We start from the raw sequence: 24,533 nt of genomic DNA, 5'->3' as shown, positions 1-24,533 counted from the left end.
CCATGGTGAAGGTGGGGCTGACCGGCGGAATCGGCGCGGGCAAGAGTGAGGTCTCGCGATTGCTGGCGTCGTACGGCGCGGTGATCGTGGACGCGGACAAGATCGCACGCGAGGTTGTCGAGCCGGGCACGCCCGGACTGGCGGCAGTGGTCGCGGAGTTCGGGGACGGCGTACTCACGCCGGACGGCACCCTGGACCGTCCGAAGCTGGGCGGGATCGTGTTCTCCGACCCCGAGAAGCTGAAGGCATTGAACGCGATCGTGCACCCGCTGGTGGGAGCGCGCTCCGCCGAACTCGAAGCCTCGGCGGGGCCGGAGGCGGTGGTGGTGCACGATGTGCCGCTGCTGACGGAGAACGGCCTGGCGCCGCTGTACGACCTGGTGGTCGTGGTCGACGCCGCAGCGGGAACTCAGTTGGACCGCTCGGTGCGGCTGCGCGGCATGGCGGAGGACGAGGTGAAGTCCCGGATGGCGGCCCAGGCGACCCGCGAACAGCGGTTGGCGGTCGCGGATCTCGTCATCGACAACGACGGGCCGCTGGAGGCGCTGGAACCCCAGGTCCGCGCAGTATGGGAGCGGCTGCGGAGCGCCTGAGGCCGGACGGTACCCTCGCCGCCATGACTGCTGCTTCCGATCTTGACGCCAACAACTCCGCCACCGAGCCCGCCACCACTGCGGAGCCCGGCTCCGGGGCCGGCTCCCTTGGCGAGGGCACCTCTGCCGACGACTCCGCGCCCGCCTCGTTCGTGGTCAATATCCCCGGCATCGCGGACGCCGATCTGGAGCCGGAGGCGCTGGATCCTGCCCAGATCGTCTCCGGTGAGCCGGTGGTGACGGGCAAGGTGCTGTGGGAGTCCCCCGACGGGCGGCAGATCCGGGGCATCTGGCAGATCACGCCGGGTGTGGTGACGGACACCGAGGCCAACGAGCTCTTCGTGGTCGTCAGCGGGCGCGCCACCATCGAGGTCGAGGGCGGCTCGGTGCTGGAGGTGGGCCCCGGCGACGCCTGCGTCCTGCGCGAGGGCGACCACACGCAGTGGACCGTGCACGAGACGTTGCGTAAGGCGTACCACATCAGCCTTTAGTGGGGGCGGGGGTGTGGGCGGTGGGGCAGTGGTGGTCGGCAGGGGGGCGGCGTATTGGCGCTGGCCGCTTTCCCTGGGGCCCCGCCCCTCCCCCCCCCCGGGCCCCCGCCCCCACCCCACCCCCTCCGCCGGTCGTTGCTGCGGTCCCTCGGCACGGCACGGCACGGCACGGCTCGGCTCGGCCCGCGTCCCGTCGGCCCGGCCCGCGTCCCGCCTGTGCCTGTGCTCTCCTCCCGCCCAGCCCGGCGTGGCTTTCGTGCGGAGGTCACGGAGGCCGGCGGAGCCGGTTGATGCCGTGCCGGCCGGGGAATGCCGCGACCGACGGGATTGTTGTCCGGCAGGCGACGCCGTACCGTCCGTGGTTGACGGACGCCCCCGACGGCGACGGAGAGGAGCAGACCGTGCCCGAGAGCAGCCCCGAGACGCATGTCATCGATTTCCGCGCCGCGGAGCAGCTGTTGGCGGCCCGTGACCCCCGTGGGGCGATCCGGTTGCTGGACTCGGTCATCACCGCGCACCCCGAGAACACCGCAGCCCGACTGCTGCGCGCCCGTGCCTTCTTCCTCGCCGCTCAACTACGGCCTGCGGAGCTGGAGTTCCAGATCGTGCTGGAACGCGAGCCGGACAACGCCTTCGCGCACTTCGCACTCGGCCGCACCCTGGAGCGTGCCGGCCGCTCCGAGGAGGCACTGCGCCATTTCCGACTCGCAGCGGCCCTCGAACCGCGCCCGGAGTTCATCGAAGCGGCACGCTTCGCGCCCGGCATGGGCAACGGCGATCGCGACCCCGGCAGCCCGGACCGCGATCCGGAGTAGCCGCGCCGACCGTGCTGGTCGGGTGTCGGCCCCCCTGCCGCCGGAGGCGATGTGCCCATCGTCGCGCTACAGCATTTACCGTCTCGCTACGGCCGCTACGGCCGCTACGGCCTCTTCGGCCTGGTATTCCGTCGCCGACCGGTGCCGTTCCGTATGCCGAACGAGTCGTTCCGGCCTCGGTCCGGGGCGTAGGGCGGTATGTCCTTGCCCGGCTGGTAGTGCGGTCCCTGGCGGATATGGCGGATCACCATCGCCAGGTCCGTGGCCGCCACCATCGCCAGTGCGGCACATGCTGCCGCCCATTCCGGCCGCCCGGCATTGGCGAAGGCCACGGCTCCGGCGATCGCCCACAGCAACCCCCACAGCGCCAGCCCGCGACGGATCTTCAGCGGGCTGCGTGCCTGAAGGGGCTCATTTCCCGTACGCATCGGCACCCATCTCCCACCTCCAGGATCCTCCCGATCGGCGCGCCAGTCATCTGTCCCTGACACCTCTTTCCGTGGTGGAAGCTCTTCTTTCCGGTGCGTGCTCCATGGGATTCCTCTCGCTGGGGTGCGCGTCGGGGAGCGGGTCGCCGGCGGGGTGGCTGTTGATCCAGGACAGCCCGCCGATATCGAGCAGCGACCGGGCGCGGGTCACGGCGACATAGGCCAAGCGCGCCTCGTCGATGTCGATCGGGCCGGGCAGCGGGGCTCCGTCGTCCCCGGCCTCGTCGAGATCATCGGGGCCCGTGAAATCGTCCGCGATACGCACGCTCGCCCACTCCCGCCCCTTGGCCCGATGGACCGTGGACACCGTCACGTCGGCGGAGTCCTCGGGGGACAACTGATCCAGGGCGCGCAGTAACGCCTCCGTGCCGTGCTCGTCGACGAGTTCCACCAGGGGCAGCAGGTCCCGTCCGGCCGGATCGAACTCCGCGTACTCGCGCAGTTCGCCCCAGGTCTCGAAGAGCATCAGCTCGGGGTGGGCGGTGCGGCGCCCGGCCTCGAGGTCGTGTGCGGCGCGGGCGAGAGCGCTCAGTGCCTCGCCGCCGCCCGCGAGGGCTACCCGGCGGTCCGCCTCCAGCTGTCGTATCACCTCCACCATCGCTCCCACATTTGTCCGGCACAGGATCGCCTCCGGCGCGCGGACGGCGCGTAACTCCGTGTGCTGAAAGGGCGAACCTGTGAGCCGGATCGGGGCACCGACGATGGTGAGCCAGCGGTTGGCTTCGGCCGCAAGCACAGGGCCGAAGCGGAACGAGCGGGAGAGGCTGAGCTGTCTGCCGTCGAATCCGGTCATCACGTCGCGCGCGCCGCGCCAGCCGTAGATGGCCTGAGCGGAGTCTCCGACCAGCACCAGTTGGGCGTGGTCGCGTTGTGCGGTGAAGACCTGCTCGACCACGGGGTTGGTGTCCTGTGCCTCGTCCAGGAGCAGGAAGTCCGCCGGGATGACGGGCTCGCGCAGTGCCCACATCTTGAGGTAGTGGTCGTGCTCGAAGCGGACGATGCCGCGGTCCGGATGTTGCAGGTCGGCCCAGGCCTTGCGGGCATAGGGCAGGACCAGCTCGGTGAGTTGTGCGTGCAGCGGCTCGGATTCGGCGCCGCGGAGGGGCGGGACGTGGTGCGGCCCGATGTCTCTGTCCGCCGACTGGCAGAAGCGGGTGACCGTGCGCAGGACCGTGTACGAGAGTGCCTTGTGGGTGACCGTTCGGGCGCCGGCCCGCACGGTCATGTCCTCGTCGATGCCCAGGGCCGCGCCCGTGCGCCATCCCGCTTGCCGAGGGGCTTTCATCCGCGCCTGGTAGCGCCTGCCCACGGCGGTGTAGGCAAGGGCATGAGCCGTCCCGCAGGCGACCTCGGCGGGGAAGGTCCGTGCGGCATGGCGCGCTACCGCTCTGTTGAAGGCGATGTAGCGACCTGACCGGCCCTGGCGCCGAGCGGTGCGGGCGAGCATCGCGAGGGTGGTCGTCTTGCCGGTCCCGGCGCCGGCCTGGATCACCAGATGCGAGCCGGTCGGGAAGGCCGCCGCCGCGGCGGACTGTTCGGGTGTGGGGAGGTGCATGAGCGCTCCTCAGCGATGCCGATTGATTACCGAGAGTGATGACGTCACTCACCGTAGCGGATTTTGAGCTGAGGGCAAGAGGGAAGTGTGCGGCCTGTGGATAACTCGGGGTGGTGCGCGGAAGGCCTGGTCAGGGCGCATTGTCAGTGCCGTCTGCTTCCATCGGTCTCGCGTGGCCGGGTGCCGCGCGGCGGAGTCGGGGTCGGCGGGCAGTGCGTCGCCTTTCGCGTCATGCGGTGGGAGGAGCGTGCGCGGGCCGCGGGACGGTTCGGTCCACGCGTGCGCGTCAAGCAATGCGTCGCCCAGTGCCGGAAGGGAGGTGCGGAGGCAGGGGCGGATGCGGAAGGCGTGCCGGGTACGTCCGTAGACTCGCAGGTCGGGGTGTAGGAAACCGGGATCGGACCGGGCGCGGCAGCCGTTGCGGCCGTGGCAGGCATTGCGGGCGCTGCGGGCGCTGTGGGTGTTGCGTCCGGGCGTAACGGCCGAGCCGTAATGGCCAAGACTTACCGACCGAGCATCTATGGCCAAGATCGACGACCGAGAATTGACGAGCAAGTAAGGGATGGCATGACGAGGCGGTGGGAGGCGGCGGCAGGGGAGTCCCGGCCGTGGGGCGGCCCGTCCACGCCCACGGCCGGGTCCGGGGGCGTGGGGAAGGACGGTGGAAGCGGCGCTGCCCTGGGGCGATGTGCCGCGGTCTTCCTGCCCGGACAGCCGCCGCGCGCCGGGAAGATCGCCCTGTGGCGGCCCGATGGCGGTGCGCTCCCGGACGCCGAAACCGGGGGAAGGCATGATGCGACGGCGCCGGGCATCGGCGGGGCTGCCGAGCAGGGCCAGCTGACGGTCGCCCGCCGTCATGGGAACGGCGCCCGCAGCCGCACGGTCCCCGCGCTGCTGCTCCCGCTGGCCGAGGCCGTCCCGTTGCTGGTCCGTGCCCGGCACGATCCGGCCGCCCACCCGGCCGCCGCCTGCTGGGGCGCGGCCACCCTGCATGCGCTGCATCTCGCCGCGCGCGGCAGACTGCTCCCCGGGCTGACCGCCGAGGACACCGACGCCTGGCGCGCCGGCCCGCTGGACCCCGACGACATCGCGCACCTCCGGGCCATCGCGGCCGCCATGCCCGCCGACGCCCATGCAGTGCCGATCCCCGGCAGCCGCCCGCTCCAGGTGCACGACCCCGCGGCCCTGGTGCGGCTCTATGTGGATGCGATCGCCGACACGCTGCCGCGCACGCCTGCCGCAGCTCTGGTGGCCGGCGCCCCGTTCGCCGCGAACGCGCCGCACCGCCTTCCCGGCGCCCGGGAATGGGCGGCCGAGCTCGCGGCCGGCGTCGACGCGGGTGTACGTCTCTCCCTGCGTCTCGATCTCGCCGCGCACAAGCTCTTCGACAGGGGTGAGGAGAGCGGGGCGGGCGGTACCGAGGAGCGCAGTGCGGCGGCTGCGGTCCTCCAGGTGCACAGCCTCACCGACCCCACCCTGGTCGCCGACGCCCGCGGACTGTGGGAGGGCGAAGGCCCCGACCACTTCGGACCGCGCTCCCGTATCGACACCCTCCTCGCCCTGCGCCGCGCCGCCCGCGTCTGGGCGCCGCTCACCCGCCTCCTGGAGCAGCCCGTCCCCGACGTACTGGCGCTCAGCGAGGACGAGTTGTACGAGCTGCTGGGGGAGGCAGCGCCACGCCTGGGCGCCGCGGGAGTGACCGTCCACTGGCCCAGGGAACTGACCCGCGGTCTGACCGCGGCGGCGGTGCTGCGCCCGGCGCCGGGCTCGTCAGCGGACGGCTTCGGCTTCTTCGACACCCGTGAACTGCTGGATTTCCGCTGGCAGGTGGCCATGGACGGGGTGCCGTTGAGCGAGGCGGAGATGGACGCCCTCGCCGAGGCGCACCGCCCCGTCGTCCGACTGCGCGACCAGTGGGTCCTGGTTGACCCCGGGCTCGTCCGCAAGGCCAGAAAGCGCGAACTGGGGTACCTGGAGCCGGCCGATGCCCTCGCCGCGACGCTCAACGGCACCACGGAGGTGGACGGCGAGGAGGTCGAGGTGGTGCCGCTGGGGGCTCTCGCCGCGCTGCGCGGCCGTCTCACCACCGAGGCGCGTCCCTTGCCCCAGCCGCCCGGACTGCGGGCCACCCTCCGCGACTACCAACTACGGGGCATGGCCTGGCTCGACACCATGACCTCCCTGGGCCTCGGCGGCTGCCTCGCCGACGACATGGGCCTGGGCAAGACCATCACGGTCATCGCGCTGCATCTGCACCGACAGCCCGCGGAACCGGTGCTCGTGGTCTGCCCGGCGTCCCTCCTCGGCAACTGGCAGCGCGAGATCGAGCGCTTCGCCCCCGGCACGCCCGTACGCCGCTTCCACGGCGCCGGCCGCAGCCTCGACGGCCTGGCGGGCGGTTTCGTGCTGACGACGTACGGGACGATGCGCAGCAGCGCCGCCCAACTCGCCGGGCGGGCCTGGGCCTGGATCGTCGCCGATGAGGCCCAGCACGTGAAGAACCCGCGCTCCTCGACGGCCAAGGCGCTGCGCAGCATCGAGGCCCCCGCCCGGATCGCTCTCACCGGCACTCCCGTGGAGAACAACCTCTCCGAGTTGTGGGCGCTCCTCGACTGGACGACCCCCGGGCTCCTCGGCTCCCTCAAAACGTTCCGTGCGCTGCACGCCCGTGAGGTCGAAGGTGGTGAGGACCCGCGGGCGGCCGAGCGGCTGGCCAGGCTGGTGCGCCCGTTCATCCTGCGCCGGAAGAAGTCCGACCCCGGGATCGCCCCCGAACTCCCGCCCAAGACCGAGACGGACCACCCGGTGGCGCTCGGGCGCGAACAGGCCGCGCTGTATCAGGCCGTCGTCCGCGAGACCCTCTCCCGGATCGAGACCTCCGAGGGCATCGCGCGCCGCGGCCTGGTCATGAAGCTGCTCACCGCCCTCAAGCAGATCTGCAACCATCCCGCGCAGTACCTCAAGGAGGCCGCCCCCGGTCTCGCCGCCCGCTCCGGGAAGCTCGAACTCCTCGACGAACTCCTGGACACCATCCTCGCCGAGGGCGGCGCCACCTTGATCTTCACCCAGTACGTGGGCATGGCGCGGCTGCTCGAAGGCCATCTGACCAACCGCGGCATCCCGGTACAGCTCCTCCACGGCGGTACCCCCGTCGCCGAACGGGAGAGGATGGTCGACCGCTTCCAGTCGGGCCACGCCCCGGTCTTCCTGCTGTCCCTGAAGGCGGCGGGCACCGGACTGAACCTGACCCGCGCGGGCCATGTGATCCACTACGACCGCTGGTGGAATCCGGCGGTGGAGGAGCAGGCCACCGACCGTGCGTACCGCATCGGCCAGACCCAGCCCGTCCAGGTCCACCGGCTGATCGCCGAGGGGACGGTCGAGGACAACATCGCCCAACTCCTCAGCGCCAAAAGGGCGCTCGCCGACGCTGTGCTCTCCGGCGGCGAGACCGCGCTCACCGAGCTGTCCGATGCCGAACTGGCCGACCTCGTCTCCCTCCGGAGGCCCGGATGACCCCTCGCCCCACCACCGGGCGCCCCACCACCGGGCGCCCCACCACCGGGCGCCCCACCACCGGGCGCCCCACCACCGGGCGCCCCACCACCGGGCGCGCCGCCGCCGCGGACCGGCTGGCCCGCGCAGACCGCTCGCGCACCTTCCCGCCCCTGCCGGCCCGGCCCGGCGCCCGCGGGCTGTTCGCCGAATCCTGGTGGGGCAGCGCCTGGCTGGACGCGCTGGAGACCACGGCCCTCGACAGCGCCCGGCTCGCCCGCGGCCGGACCTACGCCCGCGACGGCCATGTCGACACCATCAACGTCACCCCGGGCCGCATCGTCGCCACCGTACGCGGCAGCAGGCCCCGCCCCTACAGTGCGGAAATCCGCCTCAGGACCCTCACCGACCAGGAGTGGGACGGCCTCCTGGACTCCATCGCCGCGGACCCCGGCCGGCTCACCGCCCTGCTGGCCAAGAAACTGCCCCAGGCCCTGGCCGAGGGCGAGGTGCGCCTCCTCCCGGGGCCGGGCGACCTCGTCCCCCGGTGCTCGTGCCCCGACCACGGCAGGCCCTGCAAACACGCTGCCGCCCTCTGCTTCCAGGTGGCCCGCCTCCTGGACGCGGACCCGTTCGTCCTGCTGCTGATGCGTGGCCGCGGCGAACGCGAACTCCTCGACGACCTCTCCCGCCGCAACACCGCCCACACCGCCCGCGAAACCCACGCCCATACCCACGCTCACTCCCACGCCCCCGCGACCACCCGGCCGCCCCGGCACCGTCGCGGCATCGAGGCCGGGGGAGAGACCCGCGACGCCGTTACCGCGCCAAGCGCCCCGGTGACGCCCGGAGTTGCCCCCGGGGAGCCCGAGACGCCGGGCGCCCCGCCGGTGGGCGGTGTCCTGGCCAAGGCGGCGCTTGCCGACCGACCCCGCCCGCCGCTCCCGCCCCCGCTGCCGGCGCCGGCCCGCCCCGGCCACCCGCCGGCCCTGCCGGACGGCGACACCCTCCCCTTCGACCCCGCCGCCCTCGAATTCCTGGCAGCCGATGCCGCGGCCCGCGCCCACGCCTGCGTCTCCGCCACCGCATCCCCGGGCCACGGCGGAGGGCGCCCGCCCGTCCACAGCCCGTTCCCCGCGCTGCCCCCGTGGGAGGACGCCATCCGCCTGGCCGCCACCGCCCACCCCACCGCCGGCCTGACCTCCGCCACCCGGGCCCTCTACCGCGACCTCGCCGCGGCGACCGGCCGTACGACCACGGACGTGGCCCGCTCCGTCGCCGCCTGGCGGCAGGGCGGCCCCGAGGGCCTCGCCCTCCTCGCTACCCCCTGGGACCCTCCGGCCGGCGACTTCGACCGGGCCCGCAGCGCCCTCCTCGCCGCCGACCTCCCGGCCCTGCGCCCGCGCCACAACCACCTCACCGACACGGACCGCGGCATCCAGCTCCGCTTCGGCCACGACAACCGCTGGTACCCGTACGAATCCGAGCCCGGCACCGAGGACTGGTGGCCCACCGGCCCCGCGGACCCCGACCCCGTAGGCGCCCTCACCACCCTGCTCGCGCGATGACTAACCTCAACGCCGTGGAAGGTCTCGACGCACTCACCCGGTCCCTCGCCCGGCGCACCCCCGAACAGCTCGCCGCGCTCCTCACCCGGCATGCCGAGCCGCTCGCCCGCCGCCCCGCACCCACCGAACTACGCGGCCTGGCACAGGCGTTGTGGTCCTACGAAACCCTCCACCACGTGGTGCTGCACCTCGACCACCCCCGGATCCAGGTGCTCGCCGCCACCGCCCGTATCAGCCAGGAGCGCGCCGGGCGGGACGCCCCCGGCCCGGCCGCCCCCGCCCCCGGCGCCGACTACCAGTCCCTGATGGCGCACCGGCTGTCCTTCGCGCATCTGGCCACCGAACCCGTCGAGCCCGAGGACGTCTTCGGCGCCCTCGGAGCCACCTCGCCCGGACCCGCGCGCGCCGCCGCGGAAACCGCGCTGCACCACCTCTACGACGACGGACTCGCCGCGCCGGCCGAGGACGGCACGGTCGTCGTACCGCCGCGCGCCCCGCAACTCCTGGCCGCCCACGACCTCGGCCCGTTCCTCGCGGACGCCCCGCGGCCCGCCCCGGACGACACCGCCGCCCCTGCGACGCCTGCCGCCGCCCTCCCCCCGACGACCTCGCCGCACGACGAATCACGGGCCGCCGCGGCCACCCTCGCCGCCACCGTCGACCGCCTGCTGGCCGCCCTGGCGACGCAGCCCGCCGCGCTGCGCAAGTCGGGCGGGCTGGCCGTACGGGAGATCAAACGGCTGGCCAAGGCGGCAGGCGCCACCGAACCGCACACCCGCCTCCTCCTCGACCTCACGCTCGCCGCCGACCTGATCGCGCTGACCCGCAGCCCGTCCGGCATCACCGCGCTGCCCACCGGCGCCTACGACGACTGGCTCGGCCGCCCGCCCGGCGCACGCCTCGCCCCGCTCCTGGCCGCCTGGTCAGGGCTGTGGGACATCCCCACCCACACCCCGTTCGGTGAGACCCCGACCGCCCTGGTCCGCGGACACGACCGGCACGCACCCGCCCTCCGGCACGCCCTCCTCGCCGCCCTGGACACCGTCTCCCTCGGCGCGGGAGCCCCCCTCCCGCCGCTGCCGTTCACGGAACCCCCGGAGCCGGAGGCGGGCACTGGCACCCCGTGGAAGGACCTCCTCCGGGCAGCGGACTGGCACCGCCCCCTCGCCGTCACCCACCAGCCGATGGCCGGGGAACGTGCCGCCCACACCCTCCACGAAGCCACCTGCCTGGGGCTGGTCGCCCACGGCACCCTCACCCCCCTCGGCCGGGCGCTGCTCGCCGACCCGCGCTCCCTCGACGAGCCGCTCGCCGATCTGCTCCCGCCGCTCCTCGAACAGGCCCACTTCCAGGCCGATCTGACCGCCGTCGTCCCCGGCCGCCCCGCCGCCGCGCTCGACGCTCTGCTCGCCTCCGCGGCCGACCGCGAATCCGAGGGCCACGCCGTGACCTGGCGCTTCACCCACCGCTCCGTACGCCGCGCGCTGGACGCCGGCCACAGCGCCGAGACCCTCCGCGAGGACCTCACCCGCGCCTCGGCGACCGGCACCCTGCCCCAGCCGCTCGGCTACCTCCTCCAGGACGCCGCCCGCTCCCACGGCCGGATGCGCGTCCTGTCCGCCGCCTGCTGCATCCGCTCCGACGACGAAGCCCTGGTCGAAGAGCTTGCCGCGCACCGTGCCCTGCGCGACCTCGGACTGCGCGCCATCGCCCCGACCGTCCTGGTCAGCAGCCGCCCGCCGGCCGCCACCCTGGACGCGCTGCGCGCTGCGGGCTACGCCCCGGCCCTGGAATCCGACACCGGCACCACGACCGTCGAACGCCTCCCCGCGCACCGCGCCAAGGTGCCCGCCCCCACCCGCAACCCCCACGCACCACTGGACCTCGCCCACCGCCTCCTGGGGCTCCCGGCGGAACCCCGGGAGGCTCAGACGGCAGGTGAGAGATGACCCGGTGACCGGCCCGCACTGCGGGCCGCACCACGGGCCGCAGTGCGGGGGCGGGCTACTCGTACTCCGTGCCGCCCTTGCGCGTCAGATACGCGCCGCTGACCACCTTGGCGATGGCCCGCCCGCCCAGCTCCGCGCTGTAGCGGTCCCGGAGCGGACGGACGACCACCCCCTCCCGGGGGTGCACCGCACGCCCCGACAGGGTTTCGCGGCCCTCGGCCAGCTCCATCACCAGCCCCGCCTCATACGGGCCGCTGTACAGCGTCGGCACCACCGGAAGCCGGCCGTCCAGCACCGCCGTCAGCTCCTGCGGATCCAGCCACCGCAGCTGTCCGCCGATGTCCACGGCGATATCGAACACCGCGTACGCCGGCTCGCCGCGCCGGCTGTCCGCGCCGTAGCCGAGATCCTGCACGCCGTCGCCGTACACCTCGCCGTACACACCGATCCGCGACGCCCCCAGCTCCCCGGCGATCTTCGCCGCGACCTGTGGAACGTCATGGCCGCGCACCGCCCGCCAGTACAGGTTCTTAGGGTCCTCGACCAGCGCGAGCCGCTGGGCACCGAGCCCCTTGGAGGTCACCTGAACGTGCTCGTCCCGGGCGTCGAAGGTCAGACAGCACGCAGTGCCGTGCACCTTCTCCGTGACCGCCACCGGCTCGCCCTCGGCGAACGCCGCCGGATACCGCTTCAGGTTCTCGATATCGATCCACGGCAGAAGACCGGGCGCCGCTTCGACCTCCCCGCTCATCGAAACCGGCACCGGCGGCACCCACTTCACGACGCCCAGCTCCGCCGCGAGGTCGGCGCCGTCCGCGTGCGCCCGCACCAGAGCCTCGTCGTTCAGCGACTTCGGGCGGCAGACGATGCCCTGCGACAGCTCGCCACGCAGCCGGATCGCCTTGACACGGTTGGCCGCGGACCCGGCCAGCTTCCCCGTCAGCCCCAGTTCGGCCACCAACTCCTCGGGGAGGACGGCCTGTTCCGGTATGTACACGGCGAGGTCGCCGGTGCGGTAGACGCCCCTGGCGACCACCGCGCGATACAGACCGACCTGCGCGAGTTCCAACGCATCGGCATTCGGATGCTCATGAACCGTCAGTTCCTCGACCGTGACGCGCAGCGTCGACATCCCATTCCCCGTTCTGCACCAGCAGTCAGGCGCCGCCGACGCGGCCGCCCCGCCACCACTGTGAGCGAGGCCGGGCCGCCCGGCGACCGAATTTCACCTGGGACGGGGGCCGGGGCCGGCGGCCGTGACCTCAGTCGTCGGCCGGTTTCCGCCTGCCGGTCCCGCCGATGCGACGCAGTGCCGTCGGGCCGAAGCCGAGGGGGCGCGGGAGGCGCCGGGGGGTGGGTTCGGAGCCGGTGCGCGGGGGCGGGGCCGAGGGCTGTCCCGGAACGGGCGGCGCGGCCGAGAGCGTGGCGGCAGGTGTCGCCGGGAGGGCGGCGGCACCGGTCGCTGCCGGGGAGCGCGGACCGGCGGCCGACGACGTACCGGTCGTGGCCGGCACAGGTGCCGGGGCCGTCTCCGGCGCGGCCGGTCCGCCCGGTGTGCCACTTGCCGCCGGGCGGAGCCGGGCCGTACCCCGGAGCCGGCCGAGCGCCGCGGAGAGCCGCAGGGCCGGGGCTTTCGGAGCGGAGGGCGTCACCACGTCGAGGTAGCCGCGGCTGACGACGGGCCGGCCCGCGGTGGGGGAGTGGAGCCCCGTGCCGGCGGCCAGCGACCACGGTTCCTGCACGAGGCGCCCGATGGCCTGCTGCACCTTGCGGGCGAGGGCCGGATCCTCCAACCCGTGCCGCCGCAGCGCCCCGCGCAGCGCGGCGGCACCATGGGCGGCGAGGGACAGGCCCTGACCGCAATCGGGGGCGAGCGAGGCGACGGCACCGCCGAGGACGACGAATCCCGTAGGCCAGGACGGCAGTTGCTCATAGCGCCGACACCGGCTGGTCGTGTCGCGGGACAGCCGTACCTCGCTCAGCGGCTCGGCGTCGGTGACGAGGTCGCCGATGACGGCGTTGCCCGTGCGACGGGCGAACGGCACGAACCGGCCCGCGTGTTCGGAGGGCCGGTCGTCCCCGGCGCCGGTGAGCGTGACCAGCCAGCGTCCGCCCTCGATCGGGACCAGCGTCGCCGTCTTCCCGGGGACCGGGCGCCGCGCCGCGAAGGGGCCGGGAACCGGACCGGTGAACGCCGAACGGGTGGTGAGTACCGGGACGTCCATGCCGAACGGGGCACGGAAGATACGGGTCGCCGAGACGATCCCGGAGTCCGAGACGTCTTCGTGCACGGTGGGCAGTCCCAGTGCGGCCAGCCGGTCCTGGGTGGTGGAGTGCCGCCCGGTGGCGTCGACGACGAGGTCGGCATCCAGACGGTAGGCGGCGCCGGTGGTGGTGTCGCGGACGCGCACCCCGGTGATGTGTTCCGCGGTCCCGGTCAGCTCGGCCGCTTCGGTTCCGTCGAGGACACTCACCCCGGGAAGGTCCGGTACCTGCCGGCGGATGACCCGGTCGAGCAGATCGCGGGAGCAGGCGATCAGACACTCCGCGCGTGCCCGTCGCCCTGACCAGCCCTTCGAGGAACGGCCGGTGGGCTCCGCCGGTTGCGGCACCCGGCGGGCGCCCTCGGCCAGCCAGCGGTCGACGCTCCCGGGCAGCAGGGCATCGACCAGCCGGGCGCCGCCCGCCGTCAGCAGATGGGCGTGCCGCGCCTGCGGGAGGTCCGTGGGGCGGGCGGGGGTCCGCGGCAGCCGTTCCCGCTCGACGACGATGACGTCGGCGTGTTCGGACAGTGTCGCGGCGGCGAGCATGCCCGTGAAGCCGCCGCCGAGCACCACGGCGAGGTAGGGATGGGTGAACTGGAGCCCGTCGCTGCTCGTCGTGCTCGACCCGGTCATGGGCAGTCCCTCTCTCGGCGGCGGAGCACGGATCCCCGACGGGCGCGGGACACGTCCAGAAAGGGCGGTGCCGCATAGGGCCGGGAACGCCGGCGTGCGGCGGCGATGACGGCGCCGGTGGCGGCCGTGAGCGAAGCCGTCACCGAAGCCGTGAACGAAGCCGTCAACGAGGACGGCAGGGACGCGGTAGCGGTCCGCAGCATGCGCAGAAGCGCCGGCGGAAGCGGTTGCGCGCGTTGTGGGTCCCGGCAGGCCGACGCGAACGCCGGCCTGCCGCCCCCCGATTTCCCCATCATGATTCCCCCTCAGGCCGTGCCCGCCTTGCCCTGCGCACCACCACGTCCTCCTCCGCCACCCGCCCGTATCACCGGGTGGGGCGGGCGAGCGCAACTGCCTCGCAAAAAGCGCTCTGCCCCGGGGGACGCAGCCGTCACAACTGGTCAACGGCGGACACATTTCGGGATCGTAGGCGGCGGCGATCACATCCGACAGCCGGGTTTGAGCGAGAGACGCATGGTAGCCACCCCGGGGATACCGATGGGTAGATCTGCTCCAAAACGGCGTAATCGGTGGAAAACCCTGCTGAGCTTTCTCGCGACGTGAGAAAGCAGCCCGGAAATTCTCGTGACGAGAGGGTCGGCGGGGCGGGAAGCGCCGCAGGGTTGGCGCGAAATAGCCGGGCAACCGCGGGCAGATGACCGACGTGCCTACCCTGTGCGGGCACCGCACCGGAGAACCTGAGGGAGAGTCGTGCGCGCGATTGTGATGCGAGAATTCGGCGGCCCGGACGTGCTGCGGCTCGAGGACGTCCCCGAGCCCGCGCCCCGCGGCGGCCACTCGCTGGTCGAGGTGGCCCTGGCCGGTATCAACTACGCGGACGTGCACGCACGGGGGGACTCCTACCTCGCGCCCGTCGAGCTGCCGTACGTACCCGGGAACGAGGTCGTGGGGACGGTCGACGGCGGACGGCGCGTCGTCGGGCTGTGCCGCGGCGGCGGATACGCGGAGCGGACGCTGCTGCACCGCCGCGTCACCTGGGGCGTTCCCGACGCCATCAGCGACGAACAGGCCGTCGCGCTCGCGCTCCAGGGCAACAGCGCCTGGCACCTGCTGTTCACCTCGCTGCGCCTCACCGCGGGAGAGACCGTCGTCGTGCCGGCCGCGGCGGGGGGCGTCGGTTCGCTGGCCGTCCAGCTCGCCGCACGCGCCGGAGCCAAGGTCATCGGCCTCGCGGGCTCCCCGGAAAAGCGCAAGCTGGCCGAGGAGTTCGGCGCCCACGCGGTGGTCGACTCGACCGCCGGGGATCTGACCGAGCGCATCCTGGAAGCGGCCGGCGGCCCGGTCGAGGCGGCGCTGGAGATGACCGGGGGTGTCACCTTCGAGCAGACCCTCGCCGCCGTCGCGCCGCGCGGCCGGCTCGCCGTCTACGGGTTCGCCGGGGGCGAGCTGGCGAGCGTGCCGACCCGGACGCTGATGGAGCGGAGCATCACCGTCTCGGGCTTCTGGCTGCCGCAGCTCTACGCGGACCGTACGGCGCTGCCGACCTCCATGCGGGCGCTGTTCGAAGCGGTCGCCGACGGCACCCTCAAGCCGCTGACCGGCGCGGTGTACCCGCTCGGCGAGGCGGCACGGGCGCACCACGATCTGGCCGCACGCACCCAGGCCGGGAAACTGGCCCTCGACGCCGCCCGATAATTCCGGTAGCCCGGGAAGCCGGACGGGCACAACGGCTGCGGGAGCACGCCCCGCCGGCCGCCGGGAACCGCGGGCGCCGGCTCGCAGCGCAACTGCCGTGCGCCTTCGGGCGCGGACCACTGCCAGGGGAGACAGCACATGGGCAACAGCACCGCAGCCACGGGAGCACCGGCCTCGTCCGCCGAGCCCGCCACCGGCGTGGCGTCGGGTACCGCGGGCACCAAGAAGGCGCGCCAGGCACCCAAGGGCGCGTCGTCCACGGGCTCCCGGGCGTCGGGATCCGGCCATGCCGAGCGGGTCTTCCTCGTCCAGACGGCCTTCGCCGAGCTGGGGGGATCCGCCCATGGGCCCGGTGAGATCGCCGAGTTCACCGGCCTGGACGACTCCGTGGTCTACCGCATCCTCCAGTCCGGCATCTACCAGCGGATCTTCGAGCGGGTGGACCGCGGCCTCTACCGGCTGCGGACCTCGGCCGCCCAGCTCGCCTTCACCGCGCTCGACCACCGCCTCGACGGCGCCACCTCGCAGACGGTGCTCCGCGAACTGCGGATGGCCACCGACGGCGGCCTGGCGTTCCTCTACATGGTGGCGCCCTTCTCCGGCGCGCAACGGCAGTGCGTCGACATGGCCGTCGGCGACTCCGACCTCGCGGAGCTCGGAATGACGCCGCGCGATGTGCTGTCCGTGACGCGGTCGCTGCGCACCGGCGCCTCCGGGCGGACGATCCTCGCCTACCTGCCGGAGGTGCTCCAGCAGCGGGTGCTGGCCGAGCCCGTACCCGACCAGGCGGGGCCCGGCGTCTACCGGGACAACGATGCGCTGGTGGCGTCGCTCGCGGAGGTACGCGACCTCGGCCATGCGCTCGGCTACGAGGAGTGCATGGCCGGCTGGAACTCCTGCGCGGCACCGATCATGTGGGACGGCTCCATCATGGGAGCCGTGCTGCTCCTCCAGCTCAAGTCCGTGATGCCGGTGGCCCCCTACGGCGTCATCGAGGCGACGAAGGAGGCGGCGGCCGAGCTCAGCCGCTACGGAGCGGCCCGGCCGTCCGCGGACCAGGCCTGAACCGCGGCGCCCGGCCGCCCGCCCTGTCATGACCGGCCCGCCTCTCCCGTGGGGCACAGGCGGCCGCACGGACAGCTACCGGCAGAATGGGCGGGGTGCGGCTCGAAGCGATCACCTGGGAACGGCTCACCGACGCGCTCGCCGGGCGCATCGCCACGATGACGGCGAAGGACGGGAGCCCCTGGCTGCGCGTGGCCCTCGACGGGGCTCCCGCCGCCGCGCCCGGCGAGCTGGCCGGCCGGCTCGCCGAGGCCCTGCGGATCCGGGGGCGGGCGGTCCACGAGGCCGGCACCTTCGGCTTTCTGCGCCCCGCCTCGCTGCGGCTCGAATACGGCCGCGAGGACGCCGACGCCTACCACGACGAGTGGTTCGACCGGCAGGCCCTGTGGCGCGAGGTGTTCCAGCCGCTCGACCCGGGCGGTACCGGGCGGGTGCTCCCGGACCTGTGGGACCCCGTGGCGGACCGGGCGACGCGCAGTGCGTACGTGGAGCTGCCGCCGGGCGGCGTCCTGCTGCTGTACGGCCCCCTGCTGCTCGGTCACTGGTTTCCCTTCGATCTCTCCGTGCATCTGAAGCTGTCGCCGGCCGCGCTCGCCCGCCGCACCCCGCAGGACGAGCAATGGACGCTGCCCGCGTTCGCGCGCTACGAGGCCGAGACCCGGCCCGAGGAGGCGGCGGATGTGGTCGTACGGGCCGACGATCCCCGCCGGCCGGCCTGGAGCGGCCCGGCCTGAGCACCCAACGTGGCTTGAGCACCCAACGCGGCCTGAGCGCCCGGCCTCAGACGAGCTGCCGGATCTCGCCCCGGACGCGGTAGAAGCCACCGGATGCCGCCGAGAGCTCATCGACGACATACCGCGCCCCGGGCCGGCGTATATGGCGCGGGAACTGCACGTTCCAGGACGGTTCATAGCCGTCGGAGACGACATGGACCCGCAGCCGGCCGCTCTCCTGCACGCACTCCACCACGACCCCCGAGGCGGCCGACGTCACCGTCCGCACCGTGGCCGACGGGGTGTACGTGGGCAGCGCGGCGGCCGACTTCACATCCCTGGCGACCGGCACCGTGCCCGACCTGGCGGCGGCCACGGCCGCGTCGCTCGCATCCACACACACCAGCGATCCGTCGGTGGTGACCATGTACAGCTTCCCGTCCAGATATTGCATGGACAGCGCCGATCCGCCGCCGGTGCCCAGCTTCCACAGGCGGGTGCCGTCGGCGGCGAAGCAGTACACCGAGGAGGCCGAGTCACCGGCGAAGACATAGCGGCCGCCGGGGGCCGTGGCACAGGAGTAAACGACCGTGTCGCACTGGTACGTGGCCTCCAGCGCGCCGCTGTCCTTCGTCAGCCGCTGGACGACGCGCCGGTCGGTGCCGGCGTACACGGAGTGGTCCTCCTGCCAGCCGAACAGCACCGCACCCGTGGTCGGGGTGTGCCACAACTCGCCGCTGCCGTCGGCGGAGTAGGCCGTCACGCCGCGGCGATGACCGTGGTAGACGGCGCGTTCGTCCCGCCGCACCATCCAGGCGTGCTCGCCCGCACTGCGCCGCGACCACTGGTACTCGTCCTCGTGGTCGATCACCGTCAGCCCGCCGTTGCGGTCGGCGACGTTGAGGATGCCTTCGCGGATGTCCAGCCAGAAGATGTCGACGTCGGGGGCGATGCCGTAGGCGGCGAAGGGGAGCTTCGAGGAGAGGTCGTAGACCGTGCCGTCGTCGCAGCCCGCGTAAATCCAGAAGTCGTCCGCCACCAGGCACTTGACGCCGTCGGGGAGCTGATAGCGCGCCAGCACCTCGCCGTCATGGCCGAGGGTGTGGACATCGCCGTTCTGGTTGCCCACCCAGCAGCGGTCCTCCGCGATGTGGATGCCGAAGGCGGCGGCGCCCGTACGGAAGCGCCACAGCACCGGTGCCACCGCACGCGCCGTCGACGGTGCGGAGGCGACCTGGCGCCGCGTCACCGGCCGGGCCGTGCGCTGTCCCGGGACCGCCGGCGCATAGCCCTTGCGGACCTTCTCGCCGATCTTCCGGGCGGCCGCGGCCTGCGCCTTCTCCCGTGTCGGGAACGCCGAGGTCTGCTGACGGCCGTCCGCCCCGATGCGTCCGTAGCGCACCGAGACGACCGTGTCCTGCACCGTCACCTCGTAGAACTTGTGGGCGCCGCCGCCCTCTTGCGACAGCTCCAGATACGTCGTGGCCTCGGACATGGCGATCCCCTCCCCCGGGCGGCCCCCACGGCCGTCCCCCGCTGGAAAAAACCGTACGGCCGACCACTGACAATCGAGCCGGGGCCGCCGGGCACGGACCGCTGGTGACCGCGCCGGGGACGGAAGTTAGCGTGAGCCCGTGACCACTTCATTCAACGCATCCGACGAGTCCGCCGCGCTGCCCGGCAGCCAGGGGCCCACCGCGACCGTGGAGGCCAGGCCGCGCTCCGTCGGCACCGTCAAGATGTCCTATGCGCCCGACCCCGACGGCGACCCGGACCCCGGCGAGATCGTGTGGACCTGGGTGCCCTACGAGGAGAACGACGGCCGGGGCAAGGACCGCCCCGTGCTGGTCGTCGCCCGCGAGACCGGCGGAACGCTGCTGGCCGTGCAGCTGTCGAGCAAGCGGCACAGCAACGATCGGGAATGGGTGCCGCTCGGGACCGGCCCGTGGGACCGCGCGGGGCGCGATTCATGGGTGGCCGTGGACCGGGTGCTGAGGGTGCACCCGGCCGGGATGCGGCGCGAGGCCTGCGCGCTGGACCGGGGCCGCTTCAACCTGGTGGTCAACCGGCTGCGCGAGCGCTACGGCTGGCGCTGACGGGAGCCGCGCCGGGACGTCAGGCGTCCGCCAGGCCCAGGAGCTTGGTGACGGTGTTCCAGTTACGGGCGGTCGCCGTCACCCCGAGCGGGGCGCGGCTCACCGCAGCGGCCAGCTTGGAGCGGCCCATTCCGTCGGGGCACCACAGATAGAGTTCGCGCCCGATCAGCCGGTACTGGTCGGGCGCGAACGCGTCCAGGTCGAGTGCGTCCAGCCGGGAAGTGTCGGCCGGCACCGCCGACAGGAATGTGACATGCAGGCTCTTGGGCTCCGGTACGGCCTGCGGAAACGGGTTCGCGGCGACGGCGGCCGCCAGCTCGTCGCGGGTCCGGACCACGACCGGAACCGTCAGGCCGAGGTCGGCGGCGATCCGCTCGTGCAGGACCCGGGCCGTCTCCTGCGGCGGCGTGCCCGGGTCGGCGAAGACGATATTGCCGGTCTGGAGCAGGACCGAGACGTCCTCGAAGCCCAGGGACTCGGCCAGCTCACGCTGCTTCGCCTTGGGGAAGGAGTTGTGGCCGCCGACATTGATGCCGCGGAGCAGAGCGATCTGACGGGTCATGGCGCTGCCATTCGTAGGGGCCGGTCTCGGCGGGGCGGACGACGGGAGGAGCCGACGGGAGGAGCCGACGGGAGGAGCCGACGGGAGGAGTCGGCGCAGGAGTCAGAAGAGCGGAGCGGGCAGGACACCTTCGAGGGCGAGCAGCAGACGCTTGGTCTCCAGTCCGCCGCCGAAGCCGCCGATGCCGCCGTCACTGGCCACGACACGGTGGCAGGGGACGATGACCGGCAGCGGATTGGAGCCCATCGCGGCGCCCACCGCACGGGCGGCTCCCGGCTCCCCGACCCGGTCGGCGAGGTCCTGGTAGCCGACGACGCTGCCGTAGGGAACGCCGTCGGCCAGGGCATGCAGGACCCGCGCGGGGAAGCCGGAGGACAGCGACCAGTCCAGGGGGACGGTGAAGGAGAGCAGCTCCCCGGCGAAATAGGCGGTGAGCTCGGCGGTGGCCGTCTCCAGATGAGGGACCGACGCGAGCGGCGCCCCGCCGAAGAACTGCTCCAGACGGGTCAGCTCACGGCGGGCCGTCCGCTCGTCGGCATGGAAGGCGACCCGTACCAGGCCCTCCCGGGTCGCGGCGAGCAGCAGCGGACCGATGGGGGTCTCCAGGCGCTTCCAGGCCCAGTCGCGCCGGGCCGCCGCCTCCGGTGTGGCGTCCGGGGGTGCCGCCGGCCGGGAAACCTGCTCGGAATTCGTCACCTGATCAGGGTAGGACGCACCACTGACAAGGCGACGGGGAACGGACCGGCGGGGGTCGCCGGCACCCGTTCCCCGTCGGACCGGGCACTCAGTCGTCGCTGTCCTCCAGCGCGTCACGCACCACGTCGGGCTTGTTGGTGATGATGCCGTCCACGCCCAGACCGGCTACCTTCACCGCGGTCGCCGGGTCGTCGACGGTCCAGGTGTACAGGTCCAGCGGCCGGCGGTGCGGACCCCTCAGACCGTGCACGGCGGCGACGTACTCCGGGGTGACCGCCGTGTGGACGGGGTTGATCTGGTCGCAGTATTTCGCGAACTTCGGGAGGTCGGCGACGGACGGGTTGCCGAGGAAGCCCGTCTTGATGTCCGGCCGCAGTTTGTGCACGGTCTTGATCGCGTCGGCGTTGAAGCTCTGGATGATCAGACGGCGCTTGACGTGCTTCTTGTCCAGCCAGCCCGCGCGGCGCAGCTCCGTGAGGGTCTGCAGCTCGATACCGGGGTAGAGCTCCGGAGACTTGACCTCCATCAGCAGACTCTGGTCGTTGTTCTCGACCTCGTCCATGTAGTCGTCGAGGGTCGGCACCCGCTCCCCGCGGAACTTCGGTCCGAACCAGCTGCCCGCGTCCAGTTTCTCGATCTCGTTGAGCGTGAAGTCCGATACGTTCCACGGAGCGCGGCCGGGGAAGACCTGCTCCACGTCGGTCGTCCGGGCGAGCGAGTTGTCATGGAGGATGACCAGCTCGCCGTCCTTGGTGCGCTGGACGTCGTTCTCGACCCACTCGAAGCCGAGCCGTTCGGCCGCGTCGATCGAGGCGAGGGTGTTCTCGGGCGCGTACGACGAGGCGCCGCGGTGGGCGACCGTCACCGGAGTGTGCCGGTCCGGTGCGGCCTGGGCGACGGTAGTGGAGAGGACGAGCGCGGACAGACCCATGAGCGCACCGGCGACAACGGTGGCGACGGGGCGAATACGCATACGGGCTCCTCATGACGTCGTGGACGTGAGCTGACGTGAAGTGACGTGAACCGGGTCGGACGGACAGAGGCTCGCAGCCGGGCCGTAGCAGGAGGCAGTCGTGTGATGGCCGGGCGCTGAACGAGAAGTGACCGGTATTCCGTTGTGGAGCGACACGTAGTTGCAGGATGCCCGGATTAGCCGTGCCACAGACGTACGCTCCGCCGCCGTCCAACTTGCCGGAGCCACGGCATCCGCGCATCTTGGCCGATGATGCGTCACCCCTCGTGCTTCTGACCGGTTTTGGCCGGGCATCCCGCAAGGGCGGGCCGCCGCGGCCGACTTCGCGCGAGCACGCCGCACTCACGGACCCGGATCCGGACGGGGAGCCGGACAGCCATCCCGGTACTCGACGGCCACGGCCTGCCGCTCGCGCGCGAGGGCCACGGCCCGCGGCGTCCCATACTTCCCGCCGCCCTGCCGATCGGCCGTCGCCCGCCGCCCGCCGCCCCGCGCTCCGGCCCCCCGCCGCGGCTCGCCCTCCCCATCGCCCGCCCTCCCCGCCGTCCCGCGGCCCGCCGGGCACCAGCAGACAGCGCCGAAAACGACGAAACCGCAGGTCGGAGCGCTGGTCGTGCCGGTTGTCAGTGCCGAGTCGTACGGTTGATGCCATGCGGCCCGTATCAAACATCGAACGCACGGTGGCGCCCTTCGAGGTCGTCAGCCCCTACCAGCCCAATGGCGACCAGCCGGCGGCCATCGCCGAACTCGAGCGGCGTATCCGCGGGGGTGAAAAGGATGTGGTCCTGCTCGGGGCGACCGGCACCGGCAAGTCGGCGACCACCGCGTGGATGATCGAGAAGCTGCAGCGCCCGACGCTCGTCATGGCGCCCAACAAGACCCTCGCGGCCCAGCTCGCCAACGAATTCCGTGAGCTGCTGCCGAACAACGCCGTCGAATACTTCGTCTCCTACTACGACTACTACCAGCCCGAGGCGTACGTCCCGCAGTCCGATACGTACATCGAGAAGGACTCCTCCATCAACGAGGAGGTCGAACGCCTGCGCCACTCCGCGACGAACTCCCTGCTCACCCGGCGTGACGTCGTCGTGGTCGCCTCGGTGTCCTGCATCTACGGCCTGGGTACGCCGCAGGAGTACGTCGACCGCATGGTGCCGCTGAAGGTCGGTGACGAGATCGACCGCGACCAGCTGCTGCGCCGCTTCGTCGACATCCAGTACACCCGCAACGACGTGGCCTTCACCCGTGGCACCTTCCGGGTGCGCGGCGACACCATCGAGATCTTCCCGGTCTACGAAGAGCTGGCCGTGCGGATCGAGATGTTCGGGGACGAGATCGAGGCGCTCTCCACCCTCCACCCCCTCACCGGCGAGGTCATCAGCGACGACGAGCAGCTGTACATCTTCCCGGCCAGCCACTACATCGCGGGCCCGGAGCGGATGGAGAAGGCCATTGCCGGGATCGAGGCCGAGCTGGCCGACAGCCTCGCCACGATGGAGAAGCAGGGCAAGCACCTGGAGGCCCAGCGGCTGCGGATGCGCACCACCTACGACATCGAGATGATGCGCCAGATCGGCTCCTGCTCGGGCATCGAGAACTACTCGATGCACATGGACGACCGTGAGCCCGGCTCCGCGCCCAACACTCTCCTCGACTACTTCCCGGACGACTTCCTCCTGGTCATCGACGAGTCGCATGTCACCGTCCCGCAGATCGGCGCCATGTACGAGGGCGACGCCTCGCGGAAACGGACCCTCGTCGAGCACGGCTTCCGGCTGCCCTCCGCCATGGACAACCGGCCGCTGAAGTGGGAAGAGTTCCTGGGGCGCATCGGCCAGACCGTCTATCTGTCCGCGACCCCCGGGAAGTACGAGCTCTCCCGGGGCGACGGCTTCGTGGAGCAGATCATCCGCCCGACCGGCCTGGTCGACCCGGAAGTGGTGGTCAAGCCCACCGACGGGCAGATCGACGACCTGGTGCACGAGATCCGTACCCGCACGGAGAAGAACGAGCGCATCCTCGTCACCACCCTCACCAAGAAGATGGCCGAGGACCTCACGGACTACTTCCTCGAGCTCGGGATCCAGGTCCGCTATCTGCACAGCGACGTGGACACCCTGCGGCGGGTGGAGCTGCTGCGTGAGCTGCGATCGGGTGAGTACGACGTCCTGGTGGGCATCAACCTGCTGCGGGAGGGCCTCGACCTCCCCGAGGTCTCCCTGGTGGCCATTCTGGACGCCGACAAGGAGGGCTTCCTGCGGTCCGGTTCGGCGCTCATCCAGACCATCGGGCGTGCGGCGCGCAACGTCTCCGGACAGGTCCACATGTACGCCGACAAGGTCACCCCGGCGATGGAGAAGGCCATCGACGAGACCAACCGCCGCCGGGAGAAGCAACTGGCGTACAACAAGGAGAACGGCATCGACCCGCAGCCGCTCCGCAAGAAGATCGGCGACATCGTCGCCACCATCGCCCGCGAGACGATCGACACCCAGGAACTGCTGGGCACGGGATACCGCAAGGGCTCCGACGCCAAGGAGGCCCAGGGGACGGCGCCGGTCCCGGCGCTCGGCGGGAAGGCCGCGAAGGGCAAGGGCGGCAAGGCGGCCGCGACGCTGACGGACCGTCCCGCCGCCGAACTGGCCGAGCTCATCGAGGAGATGACGGAGCGGATGCGGGCCGCCGCGGCCGAGCTCCAGTTCGAGGTCGCCGCCCGGCTGCGCGACGAGGTCGGCGAACTGAAGAAGGAGCTGAGGCAAATGAGGGAGGCCGGGGTGAAGTAAGGGGGAACGGTGTGAACTGAGGGGGAGTACCGGTGCCGTGCGCGGCCGTCCGCCGGGCGGGGCGCCCCCGCCCCGTTACGGCATCGCTGCACGTGAGCG

Annotated in this window: 19 protein-coding genes; 11 read left to right on the top strand and 8 right to left on the bottom strand. The window is 72.5% G+C overall.

What is annotated here, in order from left to right:
• The first annotated feature begins 2 nt into the window (after positions 1–2).
• From coaE to K7C20_RS09325, 3 genes are all read left to right on the top strand, one after another.
• Positions 3–593 (top strand): dephospho-CoA kinase, encoded by a 591-nt coding sequence (gene coaE, locus K7C20_RS09335; protein ID WP_030080049.1) that lies wholly within the window; start codon positions 3–5, stop codon positions 591–593.
• A 170-nt stretch (positions 594–763) separates the two neighbouring features.
• Positions 764–1,084, top strand: a complete 321-nt coding sequence (locus K7C20_RS09330) for a cupin domain-containing protein (RefSeq protein WP_409351343.1) — start codon at positions 764–766, stop codon at positions 1,082–1,084.
• A 401-nt stretch (positions 1,085–1,485) separates the two neighbouring features.
• A complete protein-coding gene (locus K7C20_RS09325; protein ID WP_030089009.1) occupies positions 1,486–1,899 on the top strand; it encodes a tetratricopeptide repeat protein in 414 nt (137 codons plus the stop codon).
• A gap of 104 nt (positions 1,900–2,003) precedes the next feature.
• Here the strand turns inward: K7C20_RS09325 and K7C20_RS09320 are convergent, their stop codons facing one another.
• A complete protein-coding gene (locus K7C20_RS09320; RefSeq protein ID WP_053208876.1) occupies positions 2,004–2,327 on the bottom strand; it encodes a DUF6343 family protein in 324 nt (107 codons plus the stop codon).
• A 46-nt stretch (positions 2,328–2,373) separates the two neighbouring features.
• Positions 2,374–3,942, bottom strand: coding sequence for a UvrD-helicase domain-containing protein (locus K7C20_RS09315; protein ID WP_048830377.1), 1,569 nt, complete (start codon positions 3,940–3,942; stop codon positions 2,374–2,376).
• Between the two features lie 567 nt (positions 3,943–4,509).
• On the opposite strand from K7C20_RS09315, the gene K7C20_RS09310 reads away from it, so the two are divergent.
• From K7C20_RS09310 to K7C20_RS09300, 3 genes are read left to right on the top strand one after another with little or no spacing between them, the layout of a single operon-like run.
• Complete coding sequence (locus K7C20_RS09310; protein ID WP_053208877.1) at positions 4,510–7,458, top strand: DEAD/DEAH box helicase; 2,949 nt, start codon at positions 4,510–4,512, stop codon at positions 7,456–7,458.
• Positions 7,455–9,005 carry an SWIM zinc finger family protein gene (locus K7C20_RS09305; RefSeq protein ID WP_222892575.1) on the top strand — a complete coding sequence of 517 codons (1,551 nt, stop codon included), beginning with the start codon at positions 7,455–7,457 and terminating at the stop codon, positions 9,003–9,005. Before K7C20_RS09310 ends, K7C20_RS09305 begins: the two co-directional genes overlap by 4 nt.
• Positions 9,002–10,954, top strand: coding sequence for a helicase-associated domain-containing protein (locus tag K7C20_RS09300; protein ID WP_030089022.1), 1,953 nt, complete (start codon positions 9,002–9,004; stop codon positions 10,952–10,954). The genes K7C20_RS09305 and K7C20_RS09300 overlap by 4 nt, the downstream gene beginning before the upstream one ends.
• 55 nt (positions 10,955–11,009) lie before the next feature.
• Here K7C20_RS09300 and K7C20_RS09295 read toward each other — a convergent pair whose 3' ends face one another.
• Both K7C20_RS09295 and K7C20_RS09290 read right to left on the bottom strand, forming a co-directional pair.
• Positions 11,010–12,086: an RNA ligase (ATP) gene (locus K7C20_RS09295; protein ID WP_030089024.1), complete on the bottom strand. Its 1,077-nt coding sequence runs from the start codon at positions 12,084–12,086 to the stop codon at positions 11,010–11,012.
• Positions 12,087–12,216: 130 nt separating this feature from the next.
• On the bottom strand, positions 12,217–13,851 hold the full coding sequence (locus tag K7C20_RS09290) for an FAD-dependent oxidoreductase (protein ID WP_053208515.1): 1,635 nt from the start codon (positions 13,849–13,851) through the stop codon (positions 12,217–12,219).
• Positions 13,852–14,601: 750 nt separating this feature from the next.
• Between K7C20_RS09290 and K7C20_RS09285 the strand changes: the two genes are divergently transcribed.
• From K7C20_RS09285 to K7C20_RS09275, 3 genes are all read left to right on the top strand, one after another.
• A complete protein-coding gene (locus tag K7C20_RS09285; protein WP_030089033.1) occupies positions 14,602–15,546 on the top strand; it encodes a quinone oxidoreductase family protein in 945 nt (314 codons plus the stop codon).
• 138 nt (positions 15,547–15,684) lie between these two features.
• On the top strand, positions 15,685–16,611 hold the full coding sequence (locus K7C20_RS09280; protein WP_030089036.1) for an IclR family transcriptional regulator domain-containing protein: 927 nt from the start codon (positions 15,685–15,687) through the stop codon (positions 16,609–16,611).
• A 95-nt stretch (positions 16,612–16,706) separates the two neighbouring features.
• A complete protein-coding gene (locus K7C20_RS09275; protein ID WP_053208516.1) occupies positions 16,707–17,345 on the top strand; it encodes a nucleoside/nucleotide kinase family protein in 639 nt (212 codons plus the stop codon).
• A 46-nt stretch (positions 17,346–17,391) separates the two neighbouring features.
• Here K7C20_RS09275 and K7C20_RS09270 read toward each other — a convergent pair whose 3' ends face one another.
• Positions 17,392–18,819, bottom strand: coding sequence for a WGR domain-containing protein (locus K7C20_RS09270; protein ID WP_030089043.1), 1,428 nt, complete (start codon positions 18,817–18,819; stop codon positions 17,392–17,394).
• A 139-nt stretch (positions 18,820–18,958) separates the two neighbouring features.
• Between K7C20_RS09270 and K7C20_RS09265 the strand changes: the two genes are divergently transcribed.
• Positions 18,959–19,420 carry a type II toxin-antitoxin system PemK/MazF family toxin gene (locus K7C20_RS09265; protein WP_030089045.1) on the top strand — a complete coding sequence of 154 codons (462 nt, stop codon included), beginning with the start codon at positions 18,959–18,961 and terminating at the stop codon, positions 19,418–19,420.
• 19 nt (positions 19,421–19,439) lie between these two features.
• Here K7C20_RS09265 and K7C20_RS09260 read toward each other — a convergent pair whose 3' ends face one another.
• The 3 genes from K7C20_RS09260 to K7C20_RS09250 all read right to left on the bottom strand — a co-directional run bounded on the left by K7C20_RS09260 (position 19,440) and on the right by K7C20_RS09250 (position 21,651).
• On the bottom strand, positions 19,440–19,982 hold the full coding sequence (locus K7C20_RS09260; protein WP_053208514.1) for a DUF1697 domain-containing protein: 543 nt from the start codon (positions 19,980–19,982) through the stop codon (positions 19,440–19,442).
• Positions 19,983–20,084: 102 nt separating this feature from the next.
• Positions 20,085–20,678: a methylated-DNA--[protein]-cysteine S-methyltransferase gene (locus tag K7C20_RS09255; protein WP_053208513.1), complete on the bottom strand. Its 594-nt coding sequence runs from the start codon at positions 20,676–20,678 to the stop codon at positions 20,085–20,087.
• Between the two features lie 88 nt (positions 20,679–20,766).
• Positions 20,767–21,651 carry a glycerophosphodiester phosphodiesterase gene (locus K7C20_RS09250; protein WP_030089050.1) on the bottom strand — a complete coding sequence of 295 codons (885 nt, stop codon included), beginning with the start codon at positions 21,649–21,651 and terminating at the stop codon, positions 20,767–20,769.
• A gap of 650 nt (positions 21,652–22,301) precedes the next feature.
• Between K7C20_RS09250 and uvrB the strand changes: the two genes are divergently transcribed.
• Entirely contained in the window at positions 22,302–24,434 is a 2,133-nt protein-coding gene (gene uvrB / locus K7C20_RS09245; protein ID WP_030089052.1) for an excinuclease ABC subunit UvrB, read from the top strand.
• Positions 24,435–24,533 lie beyond the last annotated feature (99 nt).

The sequence above is a fragment of the Streptomyces decoyicus genome, assembly GCF_019880305.1.
Classification (GTDB): Bacteria; Actinomycetota; Actinomycetes; order Streptomycetales; family Streptomycetaceae; genus Streptomyces; species Streptomyces decoyicus.
The sequence above is the reverse complement of the archived record's forward strand: the minus strand, read 5'-3'. Positions and strand labels throughout refer to the sequence as shown.

Bases quoted from the DNA above. Each gene is read 5' to 3' on its own strand.
- coaE (WP_030080049.1), top strand. From the start codon at position 3: ATGGTGAAGGTGGGGCTGACCGGCGGAATCGGCGCGGGCAAGAGTGAG.
- K7C20_RS09320 (WP_053208876.1), bottom strand. From the start codon at position 2,327: ATGCGTACGGGAAATGAGCCCCTTCAGGCACGCAGCCCGCTGAAGATC.
- K7C20_RS09315 (WP_048830377.1), bottom strand. From the start codon at position 3,942: ATGCACCTCCCCACACCCGAACAGTCCGCCGCGGCGGCGGCCTTCCCG.
- K7C20_RS09310 (WP_053208877.1), top strand. From the start codon at position 4,510: ATGACGAGGCGGTGGGAGGCGGCGGCAGGGGAGTCCCGGCCGTGGGGC.
- K7C20_RS09305 (WP_222892575.1), top strand. From the start codon at position 7,455: ATGACCCCTCGCCCCACCACCGGGCGCCCCACCACCGGGCGCCCCACC.
- K7C20_RS09300 (WP_030089022.1), top strand. From the start codon at position 9,002: ATGACTAACCTCAACGCCGTGGAAGGTCTCGACGCACTCACCCGGTCC.
- K7C20_RS09295 (WP_030089024.1), bottom strand. From the start codon at position 12,086: ATGTCGACGCTGCGCGTCACGGTCGAGGAACTGACGGTTCATGAGCAT.
- K7C20_RS09290 (WP_053208515.1), bottom strand. From the start codon at position 13,851: ATGACCGGGTCGAGCACGACGAGCAGCGACGGGCTCCAGTTCACCCAT.
- K7C20_RS09280 (WP_030089036.1), top strand. From the start codon at position 15,685: ATGGGCAACAGCACCGCAGCCACGGGAGCACCGGCCTCGTCCGCCGAG.
- K7C20_RS09270 (WP_030089043.1), bottom strand. From the start codon at position 18,819: ATGTCCGAGGCCACGACGTATCTGGAGCTGTCGCAAGAGGGCGGCGGC.
- K7C20_RS09260 (WP_053208514.1), bottom strand. From the start codon at position 19,982: ATGACCCGTCAGATCGCTCTGCTCCGCGGCATCAATGTCGGCGGCCAC.
- K7C20_RS09250 (WP_030089050.1), bottom strand. From the start codon at position 21,651: ATGCGTATTCGCCCCGTCGCCACCGTTGTCGCCGGTGCGCTCATGGGT.
- uvrB (WP_030089052.1), top strand. From the start codon at position 22,302: ATGCGGCCCGTATCAAACATCGAACGCACGGTGGCGCCCTTCGAGGTC.